At 73.9% G+C, this 24,915-nt stretch carries 24 protein-coding genes; 15 read left to right on the top strand and 9 right to left on the bottom strand.

Features of this window, described 5'->3' with window-relative positions:
- The first annotated feature begins 50 nt into the window (after positions 1-50).
- Positions 51-818, top strand: a complete 768-nt coding sequence (locus tag CO540_RS13830) for a maleylpyruvate isomerase family mycothiol-dependent enzyme (RefSeq protein WP_099162364.1) — start codon at positions 51-53, stop codon at positions 816-818.
- Positions 819-824: 6 nt separating this feature from the next.
- Here the strand turns inward: CO540_RS13830 and CO540_RS13825 are convergent, their stop codons facing one another.
- Together CO540_RS13825 and CO540_RS13820 are read right to left on the bottom strand one after the other, a co-directional pair.
- On the bottom strand, positions 825-2,102 hold the full coding sequence (locus CO540_RS13825; RefSeq protein WP_099162363.1) for a HAMP domain-containing sensor histidine kinase: 1,278 nt from the start codon (positions 2,100-2,102) through the stop codon (positions 825-827).
- Positions 2,099-2,791 carry a response regulator transcription factor gene (locus CO540_RS13820; RefSeq protein ID WP_099162362.1) on the bottom strand — a complete coding sequence of 231 codons (693 nt, stop codon included), beginning with the start codon at positions 2,789-2,791 and terminating at the stop codon, positions 2,099-2,101. Before CO540_RS13820 ends, CO540_RS13825 begins: the two co-directional genes overlap by 4 nt.
- Before the next feature lie 103 nt (positions 2,792-2,894).
- Between CO540_RS13820 and CO540_RS13815 the strand changes: the two genes are divergently transcribed.
- The 4 genes from CO540_RS13815 (at position 2,895) to CO540_RS13800 (ending at position 5,320) form a co-directional block, all read left to right on the top strand.
- Positions 2,895-3,350: a septum formation initiator gene (locus CO540_RS13815; RefSeq protein WP_099162361.1), complete on the top strand. Its 456-nt coding sequence runs from the start codon at positions 2,895-2,897 to the stop codon at positions 3,348-3,350.
- A 166-nt stretch (positions 3,351-3,516) separates the two neighbouring features.
- On the top strand, positions 3,517-3,921 hold the full coding sequence (locus tag CO540_RS13810) for a hypothetical protein (RefSeq protein WP_099162360.1): 405 nt from the start codon (positions 3,517-3,519) through the stop codon (positions 3,919-3,921).
- A gap of 42 nt (positions 3,922-3,963) precedes the next feature.
- Entirely contained in the window at positions 3,964-4,725 is a 762-nt protein-coding gene (locus CO540_RS13805) for a hypothetical protein (protein ID WP_157779127.1), read from the top strand.
- Positions 4,726-4,927: 202 nt separating this feature from the next.
- On the top strand, positions 4,928-5,320 hold the full coding sequence (locus CO540_RS13800; protein WP_013284343.1) for a cupin domain-containing protein: 393 nt from the start codon (positions 4,928-4,930) through the stop codon (positions 5,318-5,320).
- A 66-nt stretch (positions 5,321-5,386) separates the two neighbouring features.
- On the opposite strand, the gene CO540_RS13795 is transcribed toward CO540_RS13800, so the two are convergent.
- Both CO540_RS13795 and CO540_RS13790 read right to left on the bottom strand, forming a co-directional pair.
- Entirely contained in the window at positions 5,387-6,550 is a 1,164-nt protein-coding gene (locus CO540_RS13795) for a threonine synthase (RefSeq protein WP_099162358.1), read from the bottom strand.
- Between the two features lie 8 nt (positions 6,551-6,558).
- Positions 6,559-7,593, bottom strand: a complete 1,035-nt coding sequence (locus tag CO540_RS13790) for a DNA polymerase ligase N-terminal domain-containing protein (protein WP_099162357.1) — start codon at positions 7,591-7,593, stop codon at positions 6,559-6,561.
- 70 nt (positions 7,594-7,663) lie between these two features.
- On the opposite strand from CO540_RS13790, the gene CO540_RS13785 reads away from it, so the two are divergent.
- Positions 7,664-8,446 (top strand): aldo/keto reductase, encoded by a 783-nt coding sequence (locus tag CO540_RS13785; RefSeq protein WP_099162356.1) that lies wholly within the window; start codon positions 7,664-7,666, stop codon positions 8,444-8,446.
- Positions 8,447-8,506: 60 nt separating this feature from the next.
- On the opposite strand, the gene CO540_RS13780 is transcribed toward CO540_RS13785, so the two are convergent.
- Positions 8,507-9,649 (bottom strand): cellulose binding domain-containing protein, encoded by a 1,143-nt coding sequence (locus tag CO540_RS13780; RefSeq protein WP_099162355.1) that lies wholly within the window; start codon positions 9,647-9,649, stop codon positions 8,507-8,509.
- Between the two features lie 290 nt (positions 9,650-9,939).
- Here CO540_RS13780 and CO540_RS13775 point away from each other — a divergent pair, with 290 nt between their 5' ends.
- On the top strand, positions 9,940-11,046 hold the full coding sequence (locus tag CO540_RS13775) for an FAD-dependent monooxygenase (protein WP_099162354.1): 1,107 nt from the start codon (positions 9,940-9,942) through the stop codon (positions 11,044-11,046).
- Positions 11,047-11,173: 127 nt separating this feature from the next.
- A complete protein-coding gene (ctaD, locus tag CO540_RS13770) occupies positions 11,174-12,931 on the top strand; it encodes a cytochrome c oxidase subunit I (RefSeq protein ID WP_091581043.1) in 1,758 nt (585 codons plus the stop codon).
- A gap of 535 nt (positions 12,932-13,466) precedes the next feature.
- Here ctaD and CO540_RS13765 read toward each other — a convergent pair.
- The 4 genes from CO540_RS13765 to CO540_RS13750 are packed head-to-tail and all read right to left on the bottom strand — an operon-like array spanning position 13,467 to position 19,319.
- On the bottom strand, positions 13,467-14,708 hold the full coding sequence (locus CO540_RS13765) for an MFS transporter (protein ID WP_099162353.1): 1,242 nt from the start codon (positions 14,706-14,708) through the stop codon (positions 13,467-13,469).
- A gap of 39 nt (positions 14,709-14,747) precedes the next feature.
- Complete coding sequence (locus CO540_RS13760; protein ID WP_099162352.1) at positions 14,748-15,329, bottom strand: isochorismatase family protein; 582 nt, start codon at positions 15,327-15,329, stop codon at positions 14,748-14,750.
- A 14-nt stretch (positions 15,330-15,343) separates the two neighbouring features.
- Positions 15,344-16,630 carry a nicotinate phosphoribosyltransferase gene (locus CO540_RS13755; protein ID WP_091581035.1) on the bottom strand — a complete coding sequence of 429 codons (1,287 nt, stop codon included), beginning with the start codon at positions 16,628-16,630 and terminating at the stop codon, positions 15,344-15,346.
- Positions 16,631-16,646: 16 nt separating this feature from the next.
- Positions 16,647-19,319 (bottom strand): LuxR C-terminal-related transcriptional regulator, encoded by a 2,673-nt coding sequence (locus CO540_RS13750; protein WP_099162351.1) that lies wholly within the window; start codon positions 19,317-19,319, stop codon positions 16,647-16,649.
- 224 nt (positions 19,320-19,543) lie between these two features.
- Here CO540_RS13750 and CO540_RS13745 point away from each other — a divergent pair, with 224 nt between their 5' ends.
- From CO540_RS13745 to CO540_RS13715, 7 genes are all read left to right on the top strand, one after another.
- On the top strand, positions 19,544-21,076 hold the full coding sequence (locus CO540_RS13745; RefSeq protein WP_253866663.1) for a hypothetical protein: 1,533 nt from the start codon (positions 19,544-19,546) through the stop codon (positions 21,074-21,076).
- A gap of 115 nt (positions 21,077-21,191) precedes the next feature.
- Entirely contained in the window at positions 21,192-21,482 is a 291-nt protein-coding gene (gene clpS / locus CO540_RS13740; RefSeq protein ID WP_091269570.1) for an ATP-dependent Clp protease adapter ClpS, read from the top strand.
- Complete coding sequence (locus CO540_RS13735; protein ID WP_091584094.1) at positions 21,479-21,982, top strand: DUF2017 domain-containing protein; 504 nt, start codon at positions 21,479-21,481, stop codon at positions 21,980-21,982. Before clpS ends, CO540_RS13735 begins: the two co-directional genes overlap by 4 nt.
- A 55-nt stretch (positions 21,983-22,037) precedes the next feature.
- Positions 22,038-22,526, top strand: coding sequence for a Mov34/MPN/PAD-1 family protein (locus CO540_RS13730; protein ID WP_091581027.1), 489 nt, complete (start codon positions 22,038-22,040; stop codon positions 22,524-22,526).
- Between the two features lie 66 nt (positions 22,527-22,592).
- Positions 22,593-22,937, top strand: coding sequence for a MoaD/ThiS family protein (locus tag CO540_RS13725; RefSeq protein ID WP_099162349.1), 345 nt, complete (start codon positions 22,593-22,595; stop codon positions 22,935-22,937).
- A 9-nt stretch (positions 22,938-22,946) separates the two neighbouring features.
- Positions 22,947-23,912 carry a PLP-dependent cysteine synthase family protein gene (locus tag CO540_RS13720; RefSeq protein ID WP_091581018.1) on the top strand — a complete coding sequence of 322 codons (966 nt, stop codon included), beginning with the start codon at positions 22,947-22,949 and terminating at the stop codon, positions 23,910-23,912.
- 225 nt (positions 23,913-24,137) lie between these two features.
- Positions 24,138-24,884 carry an MBL fold metallo-hydrolase gene (locus CO540_RS13715; RefSeq protein WP_091581013.1) on the top strand — a complete coding sequence of 249 codons (747 nt, stop codon included), beginning with the start codon at positions 24,138-24,140 and terminating at the stop codon, positions 24,882-24,884.
- Positions 24,885-24,915 lie beyond the last annotated feature (31 nt).

The raw sequence follows: 24,915 nt of genomic DNA, 5'->3' as shown, positions 1-24,915 counted from the left end.
GCGGGGGAAAAGCGGTTGCCCGGTGACCGGTCGGGGGGATGAATGGGCGGGTGCACGAGACCCTGGAGTTCCCCGCGCTGCTGCGGCTGATCGACGAACGGTCGGCGGCCTTCCGCGCCGCGGTGGCCGCCGCGCCCGACCTCGACCTGCCGGTCCCGACATGTCCGGAGTGGACGCTGTTCGACCTGGCGCGGCACCTGGGGGAGGGGCGTCGCTCCTGGGCCGCGACCGTCGCCGCGGGACCGGACGCCCCGGGCCGGATCACCCCGGAGGGGCCGGCCGCGCCCCGGGAGCGCGAGGCCCTCCTGGCCTGGCTGGCCGACTCGACGCGGCACCTGGTGGACGCGTTGCGGGACGCCGGCCCGGACCGGGGCTGCTGGACGTGGTGGGGCACGTCGCAGTCACCACAGACCTGTGGCGCCGTCGCCCGGCACCAGCTCCAGGAGATCGCCGTGCACACCTACGACGCCCAACTCACCGTGGGCGCGCCCCGGCCGCTGCCGGACGACGTGGCGCTCGACGGCGTCGAGGAGTTCCTGTCCACCTGCTGCACGACGACGGCCGGCTGGCCGCACGGGCCCGCCGCGGTCGACTACCACGCCACCGAGGGCCGCTCCTGGCGCCAGCGGCTCTCCGCGGACGGCGTACGCGCCGACCGCCTGCCCGGACCCACCGACGCGGGCGCGGCCGACGCCTCCGCCCGGGGTACGGCCGGCGAACTGGTCCTGGCCTTCTACGGCCGGATTCCGATGGACTCGCTCGACCTCGAGGGCGACCGTGGTCTGTTCGACCTGCTCGACGAGTGGGAGCCGGAGTAGGCGGTGTCAGCGCGGCGCCACGACGCCGAGCGTGAGCGCCAGCCGGGCGCCCCCGTCGGGACCGGCCGACAGCTCCAGGCGGCCGCCGCCGGCCCGGGCGGCCCGCTCGGCGATGTCCAGCCCGAGACCGGTCGACCCGGCCCCGCTGGCGCCCCTGCGCAGCGAGCCCGGGGGCAGGCCCGGGCCGGCGTCGGTCACGGTGAGCGTCACCTCGTCCGCCCGCGCCGCGAGCCGTACCTCGAACGGGGTGCCGTCCGGGGTGTGGGCGAAGACGTTACCCAGCAACGCGTCCACCGCGGCGGCCAGCTCGTCCCCGCCGATCCGGACCGGCACCGGGCCGGGCGCGAGGTCGACCGTCAGCGCCCGCCCGGTGTCCTCCGCGAGCACCGACCAGAACGTCACCCGCTCGCCGACCACGACCGCCGCGTCACAGCTGCCGCCGGCGGACGCCGTGCTGCGCCATCGGGCCTGCCGGATCACCCCGGTCACGGCCCGCTCCAGGCCGTCCACGGCGGCGGTCAGCCGGGCCGCGTCGTCCGGATCCCGCAGCGTCTCGGCCTCCAGCCGCAGGGCGGTCAGCGGGGTACGCAGCCGGTGCGACAGGTCGGCCACCTGCTCGCGTTCCTCGCGCAGCAGGACCTGGATCCGTCCGGCGAGGTGGTTCAGCGCGCCCGCGACCTCCCGCAGCTCGGGCGGGCCGGCCGGCTCCACGCGGGCGTCGAGTTCGGCGTTGGCGAGCCGGTGGGAGACGGCCGACAGCGCAGAGATCGGCCGCACCAGGGTGCCGGCCAGCCGGTCCGCGACGACGAGGCCGACCAGCACCAGGAGCGCGCCGAGCAGCGCCAGCACCAGCCAGGCGCGGGTGACCCCGGCGGTCAGCTCGCCCCGGGGCACCACGGTGCGGATCACCCCGGTCCCTTCCGGACGGCCCTGGACCGCGACGACCACCTCCCGCCCGGCGGCGGACTCGACGGTCAGGCTCTCGCCCCGGGCGGCCAGTTCGACCGTCGGGGTGCGGGCGGCCGGCGCGCCGAGCACGGTGCCGTCGGCCAGGAAGACGCTCACGTCGCGGCCGGTGTCGGCGCCCAACTGGTCCACCGTGGACCGGATCGTCGCCGGATCGGCCGTGCCGACCAGCGGGACCAGGCGCTGGACGTCCGCGACCGCGCGGGTGGTCGCCCGGTCCGCGGCGACGGTGCGCACCAGAACGGCCAGCGGCACCAGGAACGCGATCATGACGAGCACGCCGACCGCCGCGACCAGCAGCGTCAGGCGGCCCCTCACCGGTCGGATCCCGGCACGTCGAGCCGCACCCCGACCCCGCGTACGGTGTGCAGGTAGCGCGGCCGCTGGGCGCTCTCGCCCAGCTTGCGGCGCAGCCAGGACAGATGCACGTCGACCGTCTTGTCCGCCCCGCCGTACGGGATCCGCCAGACCTCGGTCAGCAGCTCCCGCTTGGTGACCACCTGTCCCGGCCGGCCGGCGAGGTGGTGCAGCAGGTCGAACTCGCGCGGCGTCAGCTCGACCGGCGCGCCGTCCAGCGAGACCCGACGACCACGCGGGTCGATCCGCAGCCCGCCGACCACCAGCGCCGCCTCCGCCGCGTCCCCGGCGGCCGAACGCCGCAGCACCGCGCGTATCCGCGCGTCGAGCTGCGCGGCGGTGAACGGCTTCACCAGGTAGTCGTCCGCGCCCGCGTCGAGCAGGCGGACGATGCCGGCCTCGTCGTCGCGGGCGGTCGCCACCACGACCGGCACCGCGCTGACCGCCCGCAGCATGCGCAGCATCTCGGCACCGTCCAGATCGGGCAGTCCCAGGTCGAGCACGACCAGGTCGGGCCGGTCGTCCAGGGCGTCGCGCAGCCCGTCCAGGGCGGTCGACGCGGCCGCGACCGCGTGCCCGAACTCGCGCAGGGCGCGCAGCAGCGGGGTGCGGATGGTCAGGTCGTCCTCGACGAGCAGCAGGCGCGCCACGAAGGCAGGTTAGCCCCCGGACGGGCCGGGGACCGCGCCCCTTAACCGGACCTTAGCGTCGCCCCACGACCCGCCCAACCCGGTCGCGGGGCACACTCGGGGCATGGATCGCCGCTCGTGGCTCGCCGTCGCCGGCTGGTTGGCCACCACCGCCGCCGCCACGCTCGTCGGGCTGGCCGCCGTCGACCTCGTTGGCGCGGGCATCACCGGCACGGCCGGCGGGGTACGCACCGAGCAGGACGTCGCCCGCGCGCTCGCCGAGCCCGGGGCGGCTCCCACGAGGTCGGAGGGCGCGACCCCGGTGCCGACGACGGGCGGGCCGTCCACCCCGGGCGGGTCCCGGCGCGGCTTCGTGACCGCCGGCGGCAGCGTGGAGGCCGAGTGCGGGCCGGCCGGGGTGCGCGTGGTGACGTGGTCGCCGGCGCCGGGCTACCGGACGAAGGACGACGACCGAGGTCCGGACGACCACGTCGAGATCCGCTTCGTCGGCGCCTCCGACGAGTACGAACTTCGACTGCGCTGCCGCGACGGGGTTCCGGTCCGGGACCTCGACGACTGACGTTTTCCCAGCTCAGGGGCGTCGACTGTCAGTGATCGGACAGCCCTGTCACTGGTTGACGGGCGACGGACCGACATAGCTTCGGAGGAAGAGGACGATCGCCGCTGATCGTCCGCAAGCACCACGAACGCCTCCCACCGGCGTACCGGTGGGAGAGAGGAACACCATGCCCAGCCCCAGATCGAGGAGGGGAACGACCGGCCAGCCCACCCCGAGCGTGCAGGAGGTCGCGCGCGTCGACACCGAGATCAACTCGTGCTCGCCGGCCGGGTTGCCGGCCACCGCCCGGGTGCTGTTCGCGGTGGTCGACGCGAACGGCACCCTGGTCCGCGGTCTCGGCGCCACCTCGGCCACCCGACTCGCCGCCGGGATGTACCAGGTCGCCTTCGACCAGGACGTGGCCGGGGCCGCGTACGTCGGAACCGTCGGCCCGGCCACCGGCGGCGGGCTCGCCCCGCAGGGCGTCATCACCGTGGCGCCCCGTACCGGCATCGCCAACGCGGTCTTCGTCGAGACGCACGCCGCCAGCGGGCACGCGGACCGTCCGTTCCACCTGGCCGTGCTCGCCTGAACGGGGCGACGGCGGGCCGCCCGGGTGTGGCAGCATCGCGCGGTGCGTCCGTACCGCCTGCTCGCCGCGACCGCCGTCCTGCTGGCGCTCGCGCATCTGGCCGGGAACTGGTCGGCCGAGCCGCTGCTGCCCGCCGCCCAACCCCTCGCCTGGTGCGCGGCGGCCGGCGGCGCCCTGACCGCTCCGGGGCTGTCGCCCTGGACCCGCTGCGGGCTCGCGGTCGCCGGGTTCGCGCTGGCCGCGCTGAGCCTGCCGGTGGGGGAGCGACCGAGCTTCGGGTGGACGGCGCTGCGCCCCGAGCCCGTCGCGCCCCGCACCTGGCTGCTCTGGGCGCTGGTCGGCGTGGCGCTCACGGTGGCCGTCGCCGCGTTGCCGGCGGCCGGACCCGACCGGCGCCGCACGCTGGCGACAGTGGCGCTGCTCGGGTCGGCCCTCGCGCTCGTCGTGGTCCGGGACGCCGTGACGCCGCCGTACCTGACGACCCCGGGACTGGACGTCGTGCTGCCGCCGTACCTGGTGCTGGTGGGGTTGGCGGTGGTCGCGCTGCACCGGTCGGCGGTGGTCGTCGTGGCGGCGGGCCTGGGTCTGGCCGCGGTGGCCGCGCTCGGCGTGACGGCGGCGCTGCCGGCGCTGCCGGCCCCGGCGGCCGGCGGGTCGACCTTCTACAGCCCACTGGAATACCAGGCCCGGGTCGGCGGTGGCATCTGGGCCGACCTGTTCGGATACGCGGCGGCGGCGCTGGTGCTGCTCGGGTGCGTGCGGGCCCACAGACGAGCGCACGGCGCCGCACGACCGGGGTCGTAACGTCGCCGCGCTCTGGCCGTCTCCCACCGCCGCAGCCGTACGGCGGTACGTCAGCGGGGACCTGGCTCGACCGGCCCAGCCCGCACCGGTCTTGTCGGCAGCAGATGCCCGTCCGGAGAGGATCCAAACCTGACCGGGGTGGGGAATTCCACCATCTGCGAGTCCCGGCGTGGTCGGCGCGCGAACGGGGTATGAGCGGGCCATGGAGCATTTCACGATCGCGACCGTCGCCGAGAAGAGTCCCGACTTCCGCCGCGTGCTCTGGACCGGGGAGCACACCCAGCTGGTCATCATGACCATCCCGCCGGGCGGTGAGATCGGCGAGGAGGTCCACGAGGGCATCGACCAGATCCTGACGTTCGTCAGCGGCACCGGCGAGGCGCGGGTGGCGGGCGAGAAGAAGGAGGTCGTCTCCGGCGACCTGGTGGTCGTGCCCGCCGGCACGAAGCACAACTTCGTCAACACCGGGCCGAACCCGCTGGTGCTCTACACCGTCTACGGCCCGCCGGAGCACGCCGACGGCGCGGTGCACAAGACCAAGGAAGAGGCGGACGCGGCCGAGGAGGCCGGCGAGGACGAGCCACCGACGTCCTGACGCCCCGTGGGCAGGTGTTAAGCGGGGGCCCCGCCTCTACCGGAGACGTTAAGAAGGGGCCCCTCCTTACACCAGGTCCGGGTACTTGATGCCGGCGCCGGTGTTCAGCACCACCACGCGCTCGTCGGGGCGGATCCAGCCGCCGGCCCGCAGGTGCCGGGCGGCGGTCAGGCAGGCCGCGCCCTCCGGGCACAGCAGCAGTCCCTCGCGGGCGGCGAAGTCGCGCAGGTCGGTGAGGATCTCCGCGTCGTCCACCGCGATCGCGGTGCCGGCGCTGTCCCGCAGCGCGGTCAGGATCAGCTCGTCGCCGAGCGGGGCCGGCACGGTGATGCCGAACGCCACGGTGTGCGCGTCCGCCCACGGGGTGGCCCGCGCCTCGCCGGCCGCGAACGCGCGCACGATCGGCGCGCAGCCGCTGGACTGCACGGCCACCAGACGGGGCAGCCGGTCCTCCACCCACCCCAGCTCACGCAGCTCGTGCAGCGCCTTGTGGATGCCGATCAACCCGACGCCGCCCCCGGTCGGGTAGACGATGACGTCGGGCACCTGCCAGCCGAGCTGCTCGACGATCTCGTACCCCATCGTCTTCTTGCCTTCCAGGCGGTACGGCTCGCGCAGCGTGCCGGCGTCGAAGATCCGCCCGTCCGACCCGGCGACCAGCTCGGCGATCTCCCGACCGGCGTCGTTGATCAGGCCGTCGACCAGCCGCAGGTCCGCGCCGGCGGCGAGGCACTCCTGGCGGCAGATGGTCGGCGCGGCCAGCGGCATGGCGATCGTCGCGCCCATCCCGGCTCGCGCCGCGTACGTCGCCCAGGCCGCCCCGGCGTTGCCGTTTGTCGGCATGGCGATCCGCTCGACGCCCAGTTCCCGGGCCCGACTCACGCCGACGGCGGCGCCCCGCGCCTTGAACGACCCGGTCGGGGTCAGCCCCTCGTCCTTGACGATCAGGTCCGCGATGCCGATCTCGTGGCCGTACGCCGGCGCGCGCCACATCGGCGTCCAGCCCTCGCCCAGCGTGGTGACGAACCTCGGGTCGGCCACCGGCAGCAGCTCCCGGTAGCGCCACAGGTCGGCCGGGCGCAGCCCGAACTGCTCCGGGGTCACCGTGGCGGCCACCGTGGCCAGGTCGTAGCGGGCCAGCAGCGGCGAGCCGCACCCGCACAGGTTCTGCGGCTTGTCGGCCGGATGCTCCAGGCCGCAGCGCGGGCACTCCAGGTGCGTCAGGTGCACGGTGGTCCTCAGCTCGCGTCGATGCTCAGCCAGTGCCGGCTGCGCCGGCCCGGCTCGTACGGGGAGTCGAGGCGTTTCGCCACCACTCCCGGGAGCCCCTGCTCACGGGCGGCCCGTAGGGCGTCCGCGCCGACTCCCGGGAACCACGGCGGAGTCTGCCAGTGCGGGCCGGCGAGCGCCAGACCGTCGAGCAGGTCACGGCGTTGCGCGTACGGCACGTCGAGGCTGCTCACGCCCTCCAGCCAGAGCAGGTCCACGGCGAGGAACTGGCCGTCGCGCCGGGTGGGCGGGTGGAGCCGGCCGGCCGGGTCGATCCGCGCCAGCACGCCGTCCAGCACCACCTCGGTCGGGGCCAGCTCCTCGGCCATCGCCCGCGCCCACGGGTACGCAGCGGTCACGTCCGCGTCGTCGCCGTCGAGCAGTCGCAGCCGGCCGCCCGAGACGTACGCCATCGCCCGCACGCCCGGCCAGCGCAGCTCGTACCCCCAGGCGTCGGCGTCGCGCGGCAGCCGCTTCCCCTCGGCGGCGCGCATCGGGCGGACCAGCTCGGGCATCGGCGTCCAGCCCGCCGGCGCCGGGTCGGTGCGGCGGACCATCCAGTCCCGGCCCCGGCCCCCGGTGGCGAACAGGACGTACCGCCCCTTGGTGCGCTCGCCGTCGAGCACGACGATCACCTCGTCGTCGCGCCACTTCTCCGCGCGGTAGGTGCCGGTGTCGTGCACGGTCATCCGCCCGCCGCCGTACTCCCCGGCCGGGATCTCGCCGGAGAAGGTCAGGTACTCCATCGGGTGGTCCTCGGTGTGCACGGCGAGGTGGTTGCGGCCCGGTTCGCGGGGCAGGCCGCGCGGCACCGCCCAGGAGGCCAGCACGCCGTCGTGCTCCAGCCGCAGGTCCCAGTGCAGGCTCCGGGCGTGGTGCTGCTGGATGACGAAGCGGGGCGCGGACCGGGCCGGCCGCCGGCGGCGCGGGGTCCGCTCGGGCACCGGCTCCGGGGTGCGCGCCGCGTCCCGCCTGCGCCGGTACTCCTCCAGCCGGTCCGCCACCCCCGCATTGTCCGTCAGACCGGCCCGTCGCGCCGGCATGGCGGCGACGATCAGGGGTAGAACCGACGACATGGACCTCGACCAGCCCACCCTTCCGCTCCCCGGCGACGTCCGGATCCCCCTGCTCGGCTTCGGCACCTGGCAGGCCACCGGCGAGGACGGCTACCAGGCCGTGCTCGCCGCGCTGGACGCCGGCTACCGGCACATCGACACCGCGACGATGTACGGCAACGAGAAGGAGGTGGGGCGCGCGGTCAAGGAGAGCGGACTGCGCCGGGAGGACCTGTTCATCACCACCAAGCTGCCGCCGGACCGGGTGGGCCGGGAGCGGGAGACGATCGAGGCCAGCCTGGCCGCCCTGGACACCGGGTACGTCGACCTGTGGCTGGTGCACTGGCCGCCGTCCGCGCCCGGTGACAGCATCCCGGTCTGGCGGGAGATGCTGGCCGCCCGGGACGAGAACCTGGCCCGGGCCGTCGGCGTGAGCAACTACTCGGTCGCGCAGCTGGACGAGCTGATCCAGGCCACCGAGGAGACGCCCGCGGTCAACCAGATCCGCTGGAGCCCGTCGCTGTACGACCGGCAGACGCACGCCGCCCACCGGGACCGGGGGGTGGCGTTGGAGGGCTACAGCCCGTTCAAGACCAGTGACCTGTCCGACCCGGTGCTGGTCCGGATCGCGCAGGCGCACGACGTGTCGCCGGCCCAGGTGGTGCTGCGTTGGCACATCGACCACGAGATCGTGGTCATCCCGAAGTCGGTCACGCCGGAGCGGATCCGGGTCAACGCCGACGTGTTCGGGTTCTCGCTGACCGCCGAGGAGATGCGCGACATCGACGCCCTCGGCGGCTGACCGCGCACGCGGAAAGGGGCGCGGTCGCGGTGGCGACCGCGCCCCTTCGCGCTGCGGTGGTCAGCCCCGGGCGCAGGTGGCGCCGTTGAGGGAGAAGCTGCTCGGCGCGGAGAAGCTGCCGTTCAGCGTGGCCTGGTAGCCGAAGTTGGTCGAGGCGCCCGGGGAGAGGGTGCCGTTGTAGCTGACGTTGCGCGCGGTCACCGCCGAGCCGCTCTGGCTCACGGTGGCGTTCCACGCGCTGGTCACGTTCTGCCCGGAGGGCAGGTTGTAGTTCAGCGTCCAGCCGTTGATCGTGCCGGAGCCGGTGTTCTTGATGGTCACCTCGGCGGTGAAGCCGTTGTTCCACACGTTCGTCGCCCGGTACGTCACGGTGCAGGCCGTGCCGGACGGCGGGTTCGTCGTCGGCGTGCCGGTCGGCGGCGTGGTCGTGGGCGGCGGGTTGCTGCCGGTGTTGACGCTCTGCGAGAACGAGTTGACGGCCAGCCCGACGCCGCCCTGCCACGGCTCGAAGCCGGCCTGGATGCTGGTCAGGTACCAGTCGTTGGTGATCGCGCCGCGGTTGCGGGTGTCGTTGATGAACGCCATCGCGTCGAAGCTGAAGCTGGGGACCGCCGAGGGCGCCACGTACGAGATGACGTTGTTGGAGCCGTTGCTGCCCCGCCAGACCTCCCAGGTCCGGCCGGCGATGCTGGCGTTGCCGACCGGTGAGCCGATGGGCTGGATCGGGCCCTGCCGGTTGAGCCAGATCATGATCTCCATCTGGTTGACCCCGTCCCGCTTGGGGGACGGGTCGAGCCAGATGTCGTAGGCGGCGTCGTAGATCGCGCCGCTGACGTAGTTGTAACTGATGCTGGCCGGCGCGCTGCTGATGTTCTTCACCTGGACCGGCAGGTTCGTGCCCGGCGAACAGTTGGTGTAGTGGCAGCCCACGAAGACCGACGGGTAGGAGACCGGCGCCCCGTTGGTCGGCGCGGAGCCGTCCGCCCGGGTGATCGAGAAGCCGGTCGAGGTGACGTTGATGCACTGCTGCGCACTGGTGCCCCAGCGGTTGTTCTGCACCACGTACTTGCCGCCGATCGTGGTCGAGCCGTACTGCTCGCAGATCTGGGTGTCGGCGGAGGCGTTGCCGCCGAGCGCGATGGCGACGACGGCGCTGGCGGCCAGCAGACCGGCCGCGGCGATGGCCCTGAGTGGACGCTTCATGATGCTCCTTGGCTCGGCGCGAGGGGCGCCGGATCTGTGGGGTGGTACGAGCGGGAGCGCTCCCACGTTCACGTCACACATTTACATGTCTGAAACCGTTGCGCAACTGGACCGGTTAAGCTGTCGTGGGCCCCGATCCTCCGGTTGGCGTGGGATTCCTGCTGGTGGGATGGCGGGGGCCGTCGACCGGGTGCCCGCGCCAGGGCCGACGGGCACTTTCGCCGCCTGGTTGCGGCGAGTAATGTCTTGCCTCCAACGCGTTCCGATCCCCTCCGGAGGCGTACCCCACGATGGGTGGTTCCCCCCTGCGCATCCTCGTCGTCGGCGCGGGCATCGCCGGCCTCGCCGTGGCCCGGGCGCTGCGCCTGGCGGGGTTCCGGCCCGACGTCACCGAGCGGCTGCCGCCCACCGAGCACACCGACACCGGCCTCTATCTGCCCGGCAACGCGGCCCGGGCGATGCGCCGCCTCGACCTGGACGGTCCGCTGCGCCCGCTCGGCCAGGTGGTCCACCGGCAGCGCTTCCTCGACGCCGCCGGGGCGCCGCTGTGCGAGGTCGACCTCGACGCGCTCTGGGCCGGGGTGGGGGAGTGCCGGGCGCTGCCCCGGGCCGAACTGCACCGGGTGCTGCTCACCGGCGCCGGCGGCGCGGTCCGGCACGGCGCCGAGGTGAGCACCGTCGAGCCGCTGCCGGGCCGTGTCGCGGTCGGCTTCACCGACGGCACCTGCGGGGAGTACGACCTGGTCGTGGGCGCCGACGGGCCCCGCTCCGCGGTGCGCACGCTGGCCGCGCTCGGCGGTCCGCCCCGCCCGGCCGGCCAGGTGGTCTACCGCGCCGTCGTGCGCGGCGGTCCCCGGGTGGCCGACTGGACCGCCCTGCTCGGGCAACGCGCCGGCTTCCTGGTCGTGCCGCTCGGCGCCGGTCGGCTCTACTGCTATGCCGACGAGGCCGGCACCGACCTGCCGGCCGACCCGCTCGCCCGGCTGCACGAGCTGTTCGGCGACTACGGCGGTCCGGTGCCCGAGGTGCTGGCCGCGCTGGAGACCGTGCACGTCGAACGCACCGAGGAGGTCGAGCTGGGGCGCTGGTTCCACGGCCGGGTGCTGCTCGTCGGTGACGCCGCTCACGCGACCGCGCCGACGCTCTCCCAGGGGGCCGCCATGGCGCTGGAGGACGCCGTCGTGCTCGCCGAGTCGCTGCACGCCGCCGGCAGCGTCGACGCCGCCCTGATCGCGTACGAGAGTCGTCGCCGGCCGCGTACCCGCTGGGTGCGGGACCGGACCCGGGACCGCAACCGCACCCGCGACGTGCCGCCGGCGCTGCGCGACCCGCTGCTGCGCGGGCGCGGCGGGCGGATCTTCGGGGAGCACTACCGGCTCCTCACCGGCCCGCTGTGAGGGCCGAAGATCGTAGCCGCCCACCCCACGCGGCGGGGCCACCTACCGGGGACTATCCTCCTTGCGGATGACGGCTGCGCCGATGACCAGCGCGCCGAGCGGGACAACCCAGAACCGGAGGCCACTCGTGACCACCGTCGCACCCAAGCCGGTCGTGACCCGGCCCTGGCCGGTCCGCGAGCCGGTCAAGGGGTCGGCCATCGCGCGGCTGCTGCGCACCACGGACGCGAAGCAGATCGGGATCATGTACATGGTCACCGCGTTCGCGTTCTTCATGATCGGTGGCCTGATGGCCCTGATCATGCGCGCCGAGCTGGCGCGACCGGGGCTGCAGTTCCTGTCGCCCGAGCAGTACAACCAGCTCTTCACCATGCACGGCACGATCATGCTGCTGTTCTTCGCGACGCCGATCGTGTTCGCCTTCGCGAACTACGTGGTGCCGCTGCAGATCGGCGCGCCCGACGTGTCGTTCCCCCGGCTGAACGCGTTCGCCTACTGGCTGTACCTGTTCGGCGGCACGCTGGCCACCGCGGGCTTCATCGCCCCGGGTGGCGCGGCCGACTTCGGCTGGACGGCCTACACGCCGCTGAGCACGGTCGAGCACTCGCCGGGCGTCGGCGCCAACATGTGGGTGGTCGGCCTGGCCATCTCCGGTCTGGGCACGATCCTCGGCGCGGTCAACCTGATCACCACGATCCTGACCCTGCGCGCGCCCGGCATGACCATGTTCCGGATGCCGATCTTCACCTGGAACATGCTGGTCACCAGCCTGCTGGCCATCCTGGTCTTCCCGCTGCTGGCCGCCGCGCTCTTCGCGCTCGCCGCGGACCGCCTGCTCGGCGCCCACGTGTACGACCCGGCGACCGGCGGGCCGATGCTCTGGCAGCACCTGTTCTGGTTCTTCGGTCACCCCGAGGTCTACATCATCGCGCTGCCGTTCTTCGGCATCATCACCGAGATCATCCCGGTGTTCTCCCGGAAGCCGATCTTCGGTTACAAGGGCCTGGTGGCGGCGACCATCGCCATCGCCGCTCTGTCGATGAGCGTCTGGGCGCACCACATGTTCGCCACCGGCCAGGTGCTGCTGCCGTTCTTCAGCTTCCTGAGCTACCTGATCGCCGTGCCCACCGGCATGAAGTTCTTCAACTGGATCGGCACCATGTGGCGGGGCCAGATCACCTTCGAGACGCCGATGCTGTTCGCGGTCGGCTTCCTGGTGACCTTCCTCTTCGGTGGTCTGACCGGTGTGCTGCTGGCCAGCCCGCCGCTCGACTTCCACCTGCACGACTCGTACTTCGTGGTGGCGCACTTCCACTACGTGCTCTTCGGCACCATCGTGTTCGCCGTCTTCGGCGGCATCTACTTCTGGTTCCCGAAGATGTTCGGCCGGATGCTCGACGAGCGGCTCGGCAAGATCCACTTCTGGCTGACCATGATCGGCTTCCACACCACGTTCCTGGTGCAGCACTGGCTGGGCAACGAGGGCATGCCCCGGCGCTACGCCGACTACCTGCCCAGCGACGGCTTCACCACGCTGAACATGATCTCCACGATCGGCGCGTTCATCACCGGTATCTCGACCCTGCCGTTCATCTGGAACTGCTGGAAGTCGTACAAGACCGGTCCGGTGGTCGAGGTCGACGACCCGTGGGGTCACGGCAACTCGCTCGAGTGGGCCACCAGCTCCCCGCCGCCGCTGCGCAACTTCGACCGGATGCCGCGGATCCGCTCCGAGCGGCCGGCCTTCGACGCGAAGTTCCCCGAGCTGGCCGCCGGGCAGTCCCTTGCCGGCCCGCCCGAGGGTGGCGCCAAGCCGCTGACCAGCGAGGTCAACGGTGGCGCCAGCTACCAGGAGGACACCGCGGGCAACCTCGACCAGCGCTAGACCGCCTGGCGAGCCCACGACGGGCGCCGCACCCCACCACCCCGGGGCGCGGCGCCCGTCGCCTTTCCCACCCCCGCCCTTCCCCCCTCTCCCGTCCGCCCGCCCCGGTCGATCATGAAGTTGGTAATGCGGTTGGTCCGTTTTGTCGCCGCCAACTTCATGATCGACGCAGGGGTGGATTGGGGGAGTTGTCCCTATCGGCGGACAGGGGCCGTGCACGATCTACCCCGCCCTGTGGTGACCAAGGAGTTTGCGCCGGAGATCGGTGCCTTTTCGGACGCGAACTCCTTGGTCAACACCGCTGAGCCGGGTCGCTCGGGGCTGCGCGGCGTGTGCCGTGCGGGGGTGCCTGGACCGGGTCGGTCGAAGGGCTGGGTCGGGGCAGCCACCGCGACCTCCGCGGGGTGACAGACGGGCCCCGCCGCCTGGGACGAGGGCGACCCTGTCGGGCGTGCCGGCGGGGGCCGCTGGTCGGACCGGTCCGGCAGTTCCGAGGGCGGGATCGGAGGGCATCCCGCGCGGGTGGGAACGGCGGTCAGGGGGTGGCCGGGGCCAGCTCGGGCTCGGGGGTGGCGGCGGGCGCCGAGTGGCGCCGGTGACGCAGCTCGACCGGGAGCACGGCCAGCGCCACCAGCAGCCCGATCACCCCGGTGACCACGAAGCCCCAGGCCGGCGCGGACGCGTCGATCACCGCGCCGGCCAGCGGCGCGCCGAGCGCGATGCCGACGGTGACGGCGGAGCCGTGCAGGCCCATCGCCATGCCACGGACGCCGGGCGGTGCGAGCCGGCTCACCGCGTCCGAGGTGGCCGCGATGGTGGGCGCGCAGAGCGCCCCGGTGGGGATCAGCGCGAGACTGAGCAGCCACCAGTGCGACCCGCCCAGGCCGACCGGAATGGTGGTGAGGCTGAGCGCCGCCACCAGCGCCAGCGGGGGGAAGGAGCGGCGGACCGCGCCGTAGGCGAAGCCGCCCACCAGCGAGGCGACCGCCCAGGCGGCCAGCACCGCGCCGGTCCAGCCGACCTCGCCGCCGGCGCGGAGCACGGCCACCACGGCCACGTCGGTGCCGCCCAGCACCAGGGTGGCGGCCAGGCTGACCGCCAGCACGGCGAGCAGGCGCGGGGTGAGCCACTCCCGGCGGGACACCGCGCGCTGCGGGCCGGCCGGCTCGTCGGCGGCCCGGGTCGGCGGGTCGAGCAGCCAGAAGCAGATGCCGGCGGCGACGATCCCGGCGCCCACCGCCCAGAGGGTGAGCCGGGGCGTGACGGTGGTGGCCAGGGCCACGGCGAGGGCCGGGCCGACCATGAACGACAGCTCCACCGACATCGAGTCCAGCGCGTACGCCGGCCGGCGTCGCTCCGCCGGCACCAGCGCCGCGATCGACTGGCGGACCACCGAGAAGACCGGCAGCGCGAGCAGCCCGGCCAGGAACGCGGCGGGCAGCAGCACCGGGTACGACAGGGTCGGCGCGGCGGCCCAGAACAGGCCCTCGGCGACCGTGGTGAGCAGCAGCACCGGCCGCAGCCCGCGCCGGTCGACCAGCCGGCCGAGCAGCGGTGAGCCGAGCGCGGCGCCGATGGTCGACGCGGCGCCGACCAGACCGGCGGCGCCGTAGCCCCGCCCCAGGTCGAGCACCACGTAGAAGGTGAGCGTCACGCCGGTCGCGGTCAGCGGCATGCGGGCCAGCACGGACACCAGCAGCAACGACCGCAGGCCGGGCAGGGCGAGGGCCTCCCGGTAAGGCTTCAGGTTCACGACGGTCCGTACCTCCCGCGCCATCCTGGGCCGGGGGTACGACAGCCGCAAGCGATTACCTGGTCAAGCGGCCCTGATCACAGGCTCGCCCACCATGGCGACCCCGGCGCCGTCGAGCGCGCGCAGCGCCACGTCCAGCGTCTCCGGGGCGACGGCCGCGGTCAGGTCCAGCAGCACCGTGGTGCGGAAGCCCTCCCGGGCGGCGTCCAGCGCGGTCGCGCGTACGCAGTGGTCGGTGGCGATGCCGACCACGTCGACCCGGTCGACGTCGCGGCGGCGCAGCCAGTCGGCCAGGCACTCGCCGTCGCGCGCGTGCCCCTCGAAACCGGAGTACGCGGCCGCGTGCTCGCCCTTGTGGAAGATCTCCTCCACCCGGTCGGTGACCAGCTCGCTGTGGAACTCGGAGCCGGACGTGCCGACCACGCAGTGCCGGGGCCAGGAGTCGACGAAGTCCGGCGGATCGCCGAAGTGCGCCCCCGGGTCGATGTGGTAGTCCTTCGTCGCGACCACGTGGTCCCAGCGGTCCGGCTCGGCGGCGAGCAGCCGGGAGATCCCGGCGGCCACCCCGGCCCCACCGCCGACCGCGAGGGACCCGCCCTCGCAGAAGTCGTTCTGCACGTCCACGATGATCAGGGCGTTCGCCATCTGGCCGGTCCTCCTCAGCTCGCGGGTACGACCGTCACCGGAACGGCCGGGTCCCCGCCGGAGAGCTTGAGCCCCTCCCACGGGATGGAGATCAGACACTGTCGCAGGTGCTCGCGGGACTCGTCCAGCGTCGGGAGCGTGACCGGTTCGCCGGAGACCACGAACGAGTGCTGGAGCAGCCGGTCGTTGGGCTGGCGGTCGGGCACGCCCTGCGGCACGACGACCTCCTCGGTGGCGGTGCCGGTCGGCTTGTGCCGGCGTACCGCGACCTTCCGACCGCCGATGGTGGCCTTGTGCTCGGAGCGCTTGACCACCGGACGCCCCTCCACCTCGACCAGCTTGTAGACGAGGCCGGCGGTGGGCGCGCCGGAGCCGGTCACCACTGCCGTGCCGGCGCCGTACATGTCCACCGGCTCGGCGGCCAGCGAGGCGATCGCGTACTCGTCCAGGTCGCCCGAGACGATGATCTTCGTCTCGGTGGCGCCGAGCGAGTCGAGCAGCTCCCGGGACTGCTGGGCGATCACTGCGAGGTCGCCCGAGTCGATCCGGACCGCGCGCAACTCCGGGCCGGCGACCGCGATGGCGTTGCGGATGCCCTGGGCGATGTCGTACGTGTCGACCAGCAGCGTGGTGTCCTTGCCCAGCGTGGCGACCTGGGAGGCGAACGCGGTCCGCTCGTCGTCGTGCAGCAGCGTGAACGCGTGCGCGGCGGTGCCCGCGGTGGGGATGCCGTAGCGCTGCCCGGCGGCCAGGTTGGAGGTGAACCGGAACCCGGCCAGGTACGCCGCCCGCGCGGCGGCGACCGCGGCCTCCTCGTGCGCCCGGCGCGAGCCCATCTCGATCAGCGCCCGGCCCCGCGCGGCGGTGACCATCCGCGCCGCCGCGGCGGCGACCGCGCAGTCGTGGTTGAGCACCGACAGCACCAGCGTCTCCAGCACCACGCACTCGGCGAACGTGCCGGACACGGTGAGGATCGGGGAGCCGGGGAAGAACAGCTCGCCCTCGGCGTAGCCGTCGACGTCGCCGGTGAAGCGGTAGTCGGCCAGCCACCGGGCGGCGCGGTCGTCGACCACGCCGGTGCGACGGAGGAAGTCGATCTCCGCCGGGTCGAAGCGGAAGTCGCGGATCATCTCGATCAGGCGACCGGTGCCGGCGACCACCCCGTACCGGCGGCCGGCCGGCAGGCGCCGGCTGAACACCTCGAAGACGCAGCGTCGGTCGGCGGTGCCGTCCTGCAGGGCCGCGCTGACCATGGTCAGCTCGTAGTGGTCGGTCAGCAGCGCGGGGCGAAGGGTGCTCACCGCCCCAGCCTAGAGTTCAGGCCGGATCCGCGCCGTCGTGCCCCGGCATCGACCGCAGCGCGGCCCGCAGCTCGCCGCGGCCGGTGACGCCGAGCTTGCTGTAGACCCGCTGGAGGTGGTTCTCCACGGTGCGGGTGGACAGGAACAGCCGCTCGGCGATCGCACGGCTGGTCACGCCCTCGGCGGCGAGGCGGGCGACCTCCCACTCCCGGTCGCTGAGCGTGGGACGGAGCATGCGCAGCGCCGGGGTGGAGATCTCGTCGCAGCGGCGCAGCAGGTCGGCGAGGCGCTCCCGGACCGGCCCGGTCGCCCCCGCGCGCCCGTCCCGCATCCGGTGCAGCGCCATCGCGGTGGCCTCGGCGGCGTAGACGACCAGCTCGCGGGCGGCGAAGCCGTCGGCCACCGCGAGCAGGTCGTCGGGGGAGCCGTCGAGCGACGCCCGGCCGTACCGGGCGACCAGCGGCGGCAGCACCCCGTCCACCTGCTCGGAGAGCTCCGCGAGGCGCTGCGCCACGGTGCGCCGGCCGCCGTCGGTGCAGGTCGGTCCGACCGGCGCGGCGGCCTGGTCGAACCGGACCAGGTCGAGCAGGACGAGCAGCTCGTGCCCGGCCAGCCCGTCCTCGCGCAGCCGGTCGGCCAGCGCGCAGAGGTGCTTGGTGGCCGCCGGCAGGTCGCCGACCGCCGCCTGCGCCGCTCCCCGGGCCTGCTCCAGCCACGGGTAGAGGACGGCCATCCCGGGCGCGTGCGTCCGGTCCGCCTCGGCCATCGCCTCGGCCGCGTGCGCCGCGTCCCCCCGCAACGCCGCCGCCTGGGCGCGTTCGGCGTGCGCCAGGCCGGCGTACACCCGGCTGGTGGCGAGCACCGCGCAGGCGCCCAGGCTGGTCTTGAGCGCGTCGTCGCCGCGTCCGCGCAGGCGGGCCGCGTACGCCTGGAGGATGGCCAGGTAGCCGGTGCCGAGCCGGAAGTCGCCGGCGCCGGCCAGGTCGGCGAACTCGTCCGCGACGATCGCGTCGATGCCGGCCAGGTCGCCGGAGAGCGCCAGCCGGGTGCCCCGGGCCAGCTCCATGGCGAGTTGGAGGTAGGGCATGTCGGACCGCCAGCACGCGGCCTCGGCCTGCACCCGGGCGATCGCGGTGGCGCTGCGGCGGTACTGCCCCTGGGCCGCCTGAAGGTGGGCGAGCGTGCAGCGGGCCAGCTCGCGGGCCGCCATCGGGGCGGCCGGACGGTCGAGCACCTCCTGGGCCAGCCGCACCGCGACGTCGACGTCGAGCCGGTGCAGCCGCATGATGGCCTCGAAGGCGCGGACCCGGGCCCGGTCGGCCGGGTCGGACAGCTCCTCGCCGCGGGCGGCGATCTCCTCCACCGTGGACTCCCGGTTGAGGCCCCAGTAGCTGACCATGCCCCGGACGGTCAGCCAACGGCTCCGTCGGCGATCGTCGTGGATCTCGCCGGCGACCTGGTCGAGCACCCCGATCGCCTCGTCCGGCCGGTCGCCGAACATGAGGATGGTGGCGAGCAGTTCGGCCGCGTCGGTGCCGCCGCCGGCCTCCAGCGCGGCGCGGGCCAGCCGGGTGGCCAGCGGCACGTCGTACCGGCCGAAGGCCTGCACGGCCGCGTCGAGGAGCAGCGCCACGTCCTGGGCCGTGCCCGAGTCGAGCCGCCACACCGCGACCCGCAGCAGGTCGTCCCGGCGACGCTTGCCGACCCGCTCCAGCAACCCGGCCAGGGTGGCCTGGAGCCGCCGGGTGCGGCTGACCGGGCACTGCCGGCGCATCACCTCGCCGTAGAGCGGGTGGGCCAGGCGGACGTTGAGCCGCCGGTCGTCGCGGACCATGGTGATGAGCCCGCGTTCCTCGGCCGTCTCCACGTCGGTCGGATCGACCGCCTGCTCGAGCAGGTGCAGGCCGAGCGGCTCGCCGAACGCGACCAGCTCGACCACGGCCCGGACGCCGGGGGTGAGCTGACCGATCCGGGTGTCGATCAGGTCGGTGAGGCTGGGGGCCAGCTCCAGCCGGCCGGTCCACTTCCAGATCCCGTACGTGCTCTTCAGCTCGTCGTCGGCGGCCAGCACCAGCTCGCGCAGCAGCAGCGGATTGCCGGCGGAGAGCCGGAACAGGCGCTCGGAGGAGCCGGCGTCGACCGGGCCGCCCAGGATCGCGGCGAGCAGCCCGGTGGTCTCGCTCGGGCCGAGCGGCGCCAGCTCGACCAGGTCGACCAGGTCGTCGGTCCACAGGGCGCGGATCGGCAGCGGGATCTGCTCCCCGTTGCGCAGCGTCCCGATCACGGTGGCGTTCTCGGACCGGGCGACCAGGTGCACCAGCGCCGCCGAGGGCGGGTCGAGCAGGTGCGCGTCGTCGATGGCCAGCACGATGGGCCGGCCGGCGGCCTGTTCCTGGAGCACGTCCACGGCCCAGCGCAGGATCCCGGCGGGGGAGAGGCCCTGCGGTTGCGCGGCCGGGAGCACCTGGACCAGCCCGCCGAACGGCAGCGCGGCGGTGGTCGCGCTGGCCGCGACGGACCAGATGGCGTGACGTTCGGGCGAGAGCGCGGCCACCCCCTCCCGCAGCAACCGGCTCTTGCCGACGCCGGCGTCGCCGCTGAAGAGCAGTCCGCGCCCCTCCGGGCCACCGACCGCCGACAACAGACGGTTGAGTTCATCCGTTCGGCCGACGAACTCCCACCTACTCATCGGTGCAGCATATCGATGGTGTTCCGTCCGCGCGCAGACCGTCACGCAGTGAAGTTGAGTAATCTGTTCATTACCCGTGAGTACCGGATGTGTTCGGTGTCGGATCCCTGACACACGTACTCTTCCGGCATCCCCCGCGACCAGGGGATTCGACCGCGACCGGCCCCCCGGTCGCCTGACCGGGAGGCCGCCTGATGAAGCCGGGTCCACTCCCCTCGGTCGACGTGCCCGAAACAGGGGGCCCGGCCGAGCCGCCCCGGTGCGCCCCGCTGCCGACCCGGGTCGGGGTGACCGAGCCGGGGCCGGACGAGCCGATGGCGGTGGTCGTCGCCGGTCCGGCGGGCGCCGGGCGGCGGGAGCTGATCGCCGGCCTGCTCGGGCTGGACGCCGGGACGCTCGCCGTGCCCGCCGGCAGTCACCTGCTGGTCAACCACGCCAAGGTCGCCACCCGGGCCGCGTACGTCCCGGGCTACCGCCAGCCGCACTCCTACGGCGCCGACCCGCTCGCCGCCGGCCCGGCGCTCGCCCGGCCGCCGCGCCGGGTCGAGCTGAGCCTGCCCGACCCGCTGCTGCGGCACTTCTCGGTGCTCGACACGCCGGACACCGGCGCCCTCGGCGTGGCCGGTGGCCGGGTGCTGCTGGACGCCGTGGGTCGGGCCGGCGCGCTGCTCTTCACGATCTCCGCCGACCAGGCGTTCAGCGCGGTCGAGCTGCACCTGCTGGCCGAGGTGGCGCGGGCCCGGGTCGCGGTCTTCTTCGCGGTCACCCCCGGCGTGACCGGCTGGGCGGCGCCGGCGGACGGCGCGGCGGTGGAGGACACGGGGGCGTCCGTTCCGTCGGCCGGCCGGACCGGCCCGCCCGGCCCCGCCGGTCGGCTCGACCCGGTGGCGGTCTCGATCGCGGCCCACCGCGCGGCGCTGCTGGCCGCGGTGCCCGCTCTCGCCCCGGCGCGGTGGTTCCCGGCCCGCGCGGCGGAGCTGCCGAACCTGCGCCGGGCCCTGGTCGGCTGGGCCGCCGACGAGGGGCTGCGCCGGGCCAGCGCCCGGCCGCCGGAGCCGCCCGGCGCGCACGGCCGGGTCCCGGTGGTGGCCGGGGTCGAGCCCGCCGAGTTGACCGACCGGATCGACCGCCAGGCCCGCTCCTGCGCCCAGCGGATCCGCCAGCACCTCGCCCTGGAGCTGGCCAACATCCACCTGCGGGTGGTGCAGGAGATCGTCTTCGGGGTCGGCTGCGCCGGTCTGCCGCAGCTGCTCGACCGTGAGCTGGAGGCGCTGTCGCTGCTCGCCACGGCCCAGTGCGACGAGGCGGTGCGGGGCATCGTCGACGACGCCGCCGCCCGGGTCTTCGGCGCGCCACTCGCCGAGGGCGTGCGCCGGCGGATCGACCACGCCGTGCGCTGGGGCCTGGCCGACCACCCGGACAGCCGGGAGCTGGACCGGGTGCTCCTGGTCACCAGCACGGCCGGGGTGGCCGGGCTGACCGGCACCGGCGCGCTCGACGCGCTGGCCGGCCTGCCCGGGGCGGAGCGCGACGAGGTGCTGCCGCCGATCGGCGTGGCGCTCAACGGCGGCTGTTGGCAGCACTGGCGGTCGCCGGGCAACGACGACCCGGGCGCCGCCCGCTCCTGGGCCCAGCGGGCCCTGCGCGAGGTCGAGCTGGAACTGTCCCGGGAGGTGTCCCGCCGCTTCGAGGTGATCCGTCTCTCGCTGAGCGCGGTGCTCACCGATGCTGTCGACCACGGCATCCTGCTTGCCTGAGAACAGGGGCGCCGCGGGGGCGGCCGGGCCGACGTTGACGGCCCGGGCGGGTGATCCCGACCGCCGCGCCGTTCCGGTTCATCGGTTCCCCGGATCCGGTGGCACGATGGGGGGCATGGCGGCTCCACAGGTTGCGCCGGTCGAGACGCCGGACACCGAAGAGGTGCCGGTCTCCGACCGGCCGTGGGTGACCATCGTCTGGGACGATCCGGTCAACCTGATGACGTACGTGACCTGGGTTTTTCAGAAGCTCTTCGGGTACAGCAGGGAAAAGGCGGAACAGCTCATGCTGGACGTGCACCACAAGGGCAAGGCGGTGGTCTCCAGCGGGGCCCGGGAGCGGATGGAGCACGACGCGTCGCAGTTGCACGCGTACGGGTTGTGGGCGACGGTGGACCGCTCATGAGCATGTTCCGCCGCCGGGGCGACCGCTACGTGGCGACGTTCGCCGTGGACGAGGTGCGCGTGCTGCGCAAGGTCGCCTCCGAGGTGGTCGGGCTGCTGACCGACGGCTTCGACCACGGTGACCCGGTGGTCGGCCGGCTGTTCCCCGAGGTCTATCCGGAGGACGCGGCGGGCACGGCCGAGTTCCGCCGCTACACCGAGGGCGACCTCAAGACCGCCAAGATCGACCAGGCCGGCGCGATCCTCGCCGCGTTGCCCGACGGCGACGCCGGGGGTGAGGTGCGGCTGGACGCGGAGGCGGCCGAGGCGTGGCTGCGCGCGCTCAACGACGCCCGGCTGGCGATGGGCGTCCGGCTGGAGATCAAGGACGGCACCGACCTGGGCGAGGAGCTCGACGACGCGGTCGCCGCGGACCCGGCCTCGTCCCGGGTGTTCCAACTGTCGGTCTACGCCTATCTCGGATATCTGCAGGAGTCCCTGCTCAACGCGCTCATCGACTGAGTCGTGACGGTCGCCACCTCGCCGCCCGGGACGGCCAGGCGCTAGGCTGGGCGGCGTGCTGAGCATCGACCGGTCGATCATCGACGCGATCGTCGCCCACGCGCGTCGGGACCACCCGGACGAGGCGTGCGGCGTGGTCGCCGGTCCCGCCGGCAGCGACACCCCGACCCGGCACATCCCGATGGACAACGCCGCCCGCTCGATGACCTTCTACGAGTTCGACTCGATGGAGCAGTTGCGGGTCTGGCGTGAGATGGACGACCGCGACGAGGAGCCGGTCGTCATCTACCACTCGCACACCGCCACGGAGGCCTACCCGTCCCGCACGGACGTCTCCTTCGCCGGTGAGCCGGGAGCGCACTACCTGCTCGTCTCGACCCGTGAGTCCGACACCGAGGAGATCCGCTCCTTCCGGATCGTCGACGGCGTGGTCACCGAGGAGCCGGTCGAGATCGTGGATGCCGCCGTGGACCCGCACGCCGTCCAGTCCTACATGTTCGGGCAGAGCCCGGCGACGGTCGACTACGAGTGTTCCGGCCGCTGACCCCAGCGCCGGCACATCTTCCCTGTCCGTCACCTGGCACGACCCGAACGAGGAGCACGAGACACCATGGCCATCGAGGTTCGCATCCCCACCATCCTGCGCAGCTACACCGGCGGCGCGAAGGTCGTCGAGGGCAGCGGTGACACGCTCGCCGACCTGCTCACCGACCTGGACTCCCGGCACGCCGGCCTGCGGGGCCGGCTGGTCACCGACGCCGGGGCGCTGCACCGGTTCGTCAACGTCTACGTCAACGACGAGGACGTCCGCTTCCTGGGCGCGCTCGACGCCAAGCTCAACGACGGCGACAGCGTGACCATCCTGCCGGCCGTGGCCGGCGGCGCGTTCGGCTTCGCCGCGGCGGCGGCGATCGCCTCGCACGCGGTCGCGGCGCGCGCCACCGCCGCCCGCTAGGGGGTCGGCATGGCGCGGTACGACAGTCTGCTCGACGCCTCCGGCGGCACGCCGCTGGTCGGGCTCCCGCGGCTCTCGCCGACGGTGCCCGACGGCGCGCCGCCGGTGCGGCTCTGGGCCAAGCTGGAGGACCGGAACCCGACCGGCAGCATCAAGGACCGCGCGGCCCTGTTCATGGTCCGCGCGGCCGAGGAGGCCGGCCGGCTCCGCCCCGGCGACACCATCCTGGAACCGACCAGCGGCAACACCGGCATCTCGTTGGCCATGGTGGCGAAGCTGCGGGGCTACCGGCTGGTGTGCGTGATGCCGGAGAACGTCTCGACCGAGCGGGTGCAACTGCTCCGGATGTACGGCGCGGAGATCATCTTCTCGCCGGCCGCCGGCGGCTCGAACCAGGCCGTCGCCACCGCCAAGCAGATCGCGTCCGACCACCCGGACTGGGTGATGCTCTACCAGTACGGCAACGAGGCGAACGCCCGGGCGCACTACGAGACGACCGGGCCGGAGTTGCTGCACGACCTGCCGGGCATCACCCACTTCGTGGCCGGGCTGGGCACCACCGGCACGCTCATGGGCACCGGCCGCTACCTGCGGGAGAAGGTCGACGGGATCCAGGTCGTGGCGGCCGAGCCGCGCTACGGCGAGCTGGTCTACGGCCTGCGCAACATCGACGAGGGCTACGTGCCCGAGCTGTACGACGCCGGGGTGCTGTCCCGGCGGTTCTCGGTGGGCACCCGGGACGCGGTGCTGCGGACCCGTCAGCTCGTCGAGGTCGAGGGGATCTTCGCCGGGTTCTCGACCGGCGCGATCCTGCACGCCGCGCTCGCCGTGGCGCACGAGGCGGTCCGCGACGGCCGCCGTGCCGACGTGGCCTTCGTGGTCTGCGACGGCGGCTGGAAATACCTGTCGACCGGGGCGTACGGCGGCACCCTCGCGGACGCCGAGGACGCCCTGGAGGGTCAGCTCTGGGCCTGACGGCCCGACGGTCGGTCCGGTCGGCGACGTGTCGCCGACCGGACCGTCGTCATCTCCCGGGACCAGACGTGTACGGGTGTCACGTTGATGACAACTTCCGGCAGATGATTCTTGCCCGACCGGGCCGACGCGTAGGCTGCGCAGCGTGGCGAGCGCGTCGGTAGAGATCAACGGCGGGGCGACTGCGGACGCGTCGACTACCCACCGTGAGATCGAGGCAACCGGATGCGACTGACCGTCCTCGGCTGCGCGGGCAGCTTCCCCGGGCCCGAGTCCCCCTGCTCCGCCTACCTCCTGGAGGCCGACGGTTTCCGGCTCCTGATCGACTTCGGGGTGGGTTCGCTCTCCACGCTCCAGCGCTACGTGGGGCTGCACGCCCCGGACGCCGTCCTCCTCACCCACCTGCACTGCGACCACATGTTCGACGCGGTGTCCTACGTGGTGGTGCGCCGGTACGCGCCGGACGGCCCGTACCCGCCCCTGCCGATGTACGCCCCCTCCGGCGCGCCCGACCGGCTGGCCAGCGCGTACGGGCAGGAGGAAGGCTCGGTGGAGGACGTCTACCAGTTCTACGGCCTCCAGCCGGGCACGTTCCCGATCGGCCCGTTCACCGTCACCGTCGACCGGATGAACCACCCGGTCGAGACGTACGGGGTGCGGCTGGAGCACGGTGGTCGGGTGTTCTGCTACTCCGCCGACACGGCGCCCTGCGAGGCGCTGCTGCGGCTGGCCCAGGACGCCGACGTGTTCCTCTGCGAGGCCAGCTACATGGACGGCGTGGACAACCCGCCGGACCTGCACCTGACCGGCCGGGAGGCCGGCGAGGCGGCCACCAAGGCGGGGGTGGGACGGCTGCTGCTCACCCATCTCGTCCCCGCCTGGGGCAGCGAGTCGCACACCGTGGAGTCGGCGGCCGGGGCGTTCGCCGGGCCGCTCGAGGTGGTCCGGGCGGGCGCCAGCTACGACATCTGACCGGCCGGCGGCACCCGCGGGCGGGGCGGTC

Origin of the sequence: Micromonospora sp. WMMA2032, from assembly GCF_002688545.1 — a bacterium.
Classification (GTDB): Bacteria; Actinomycetota; Actinomycetes; order Mycobacteriales; family Micromonosporaceae; genus Micromonospora; species Micromonospora sediminicola.
The sequence above is the reverse complement of the archived record's forward strand: the minus strand, read 5'-3'. Positions and strand labels throughout refer to the sequence as shown.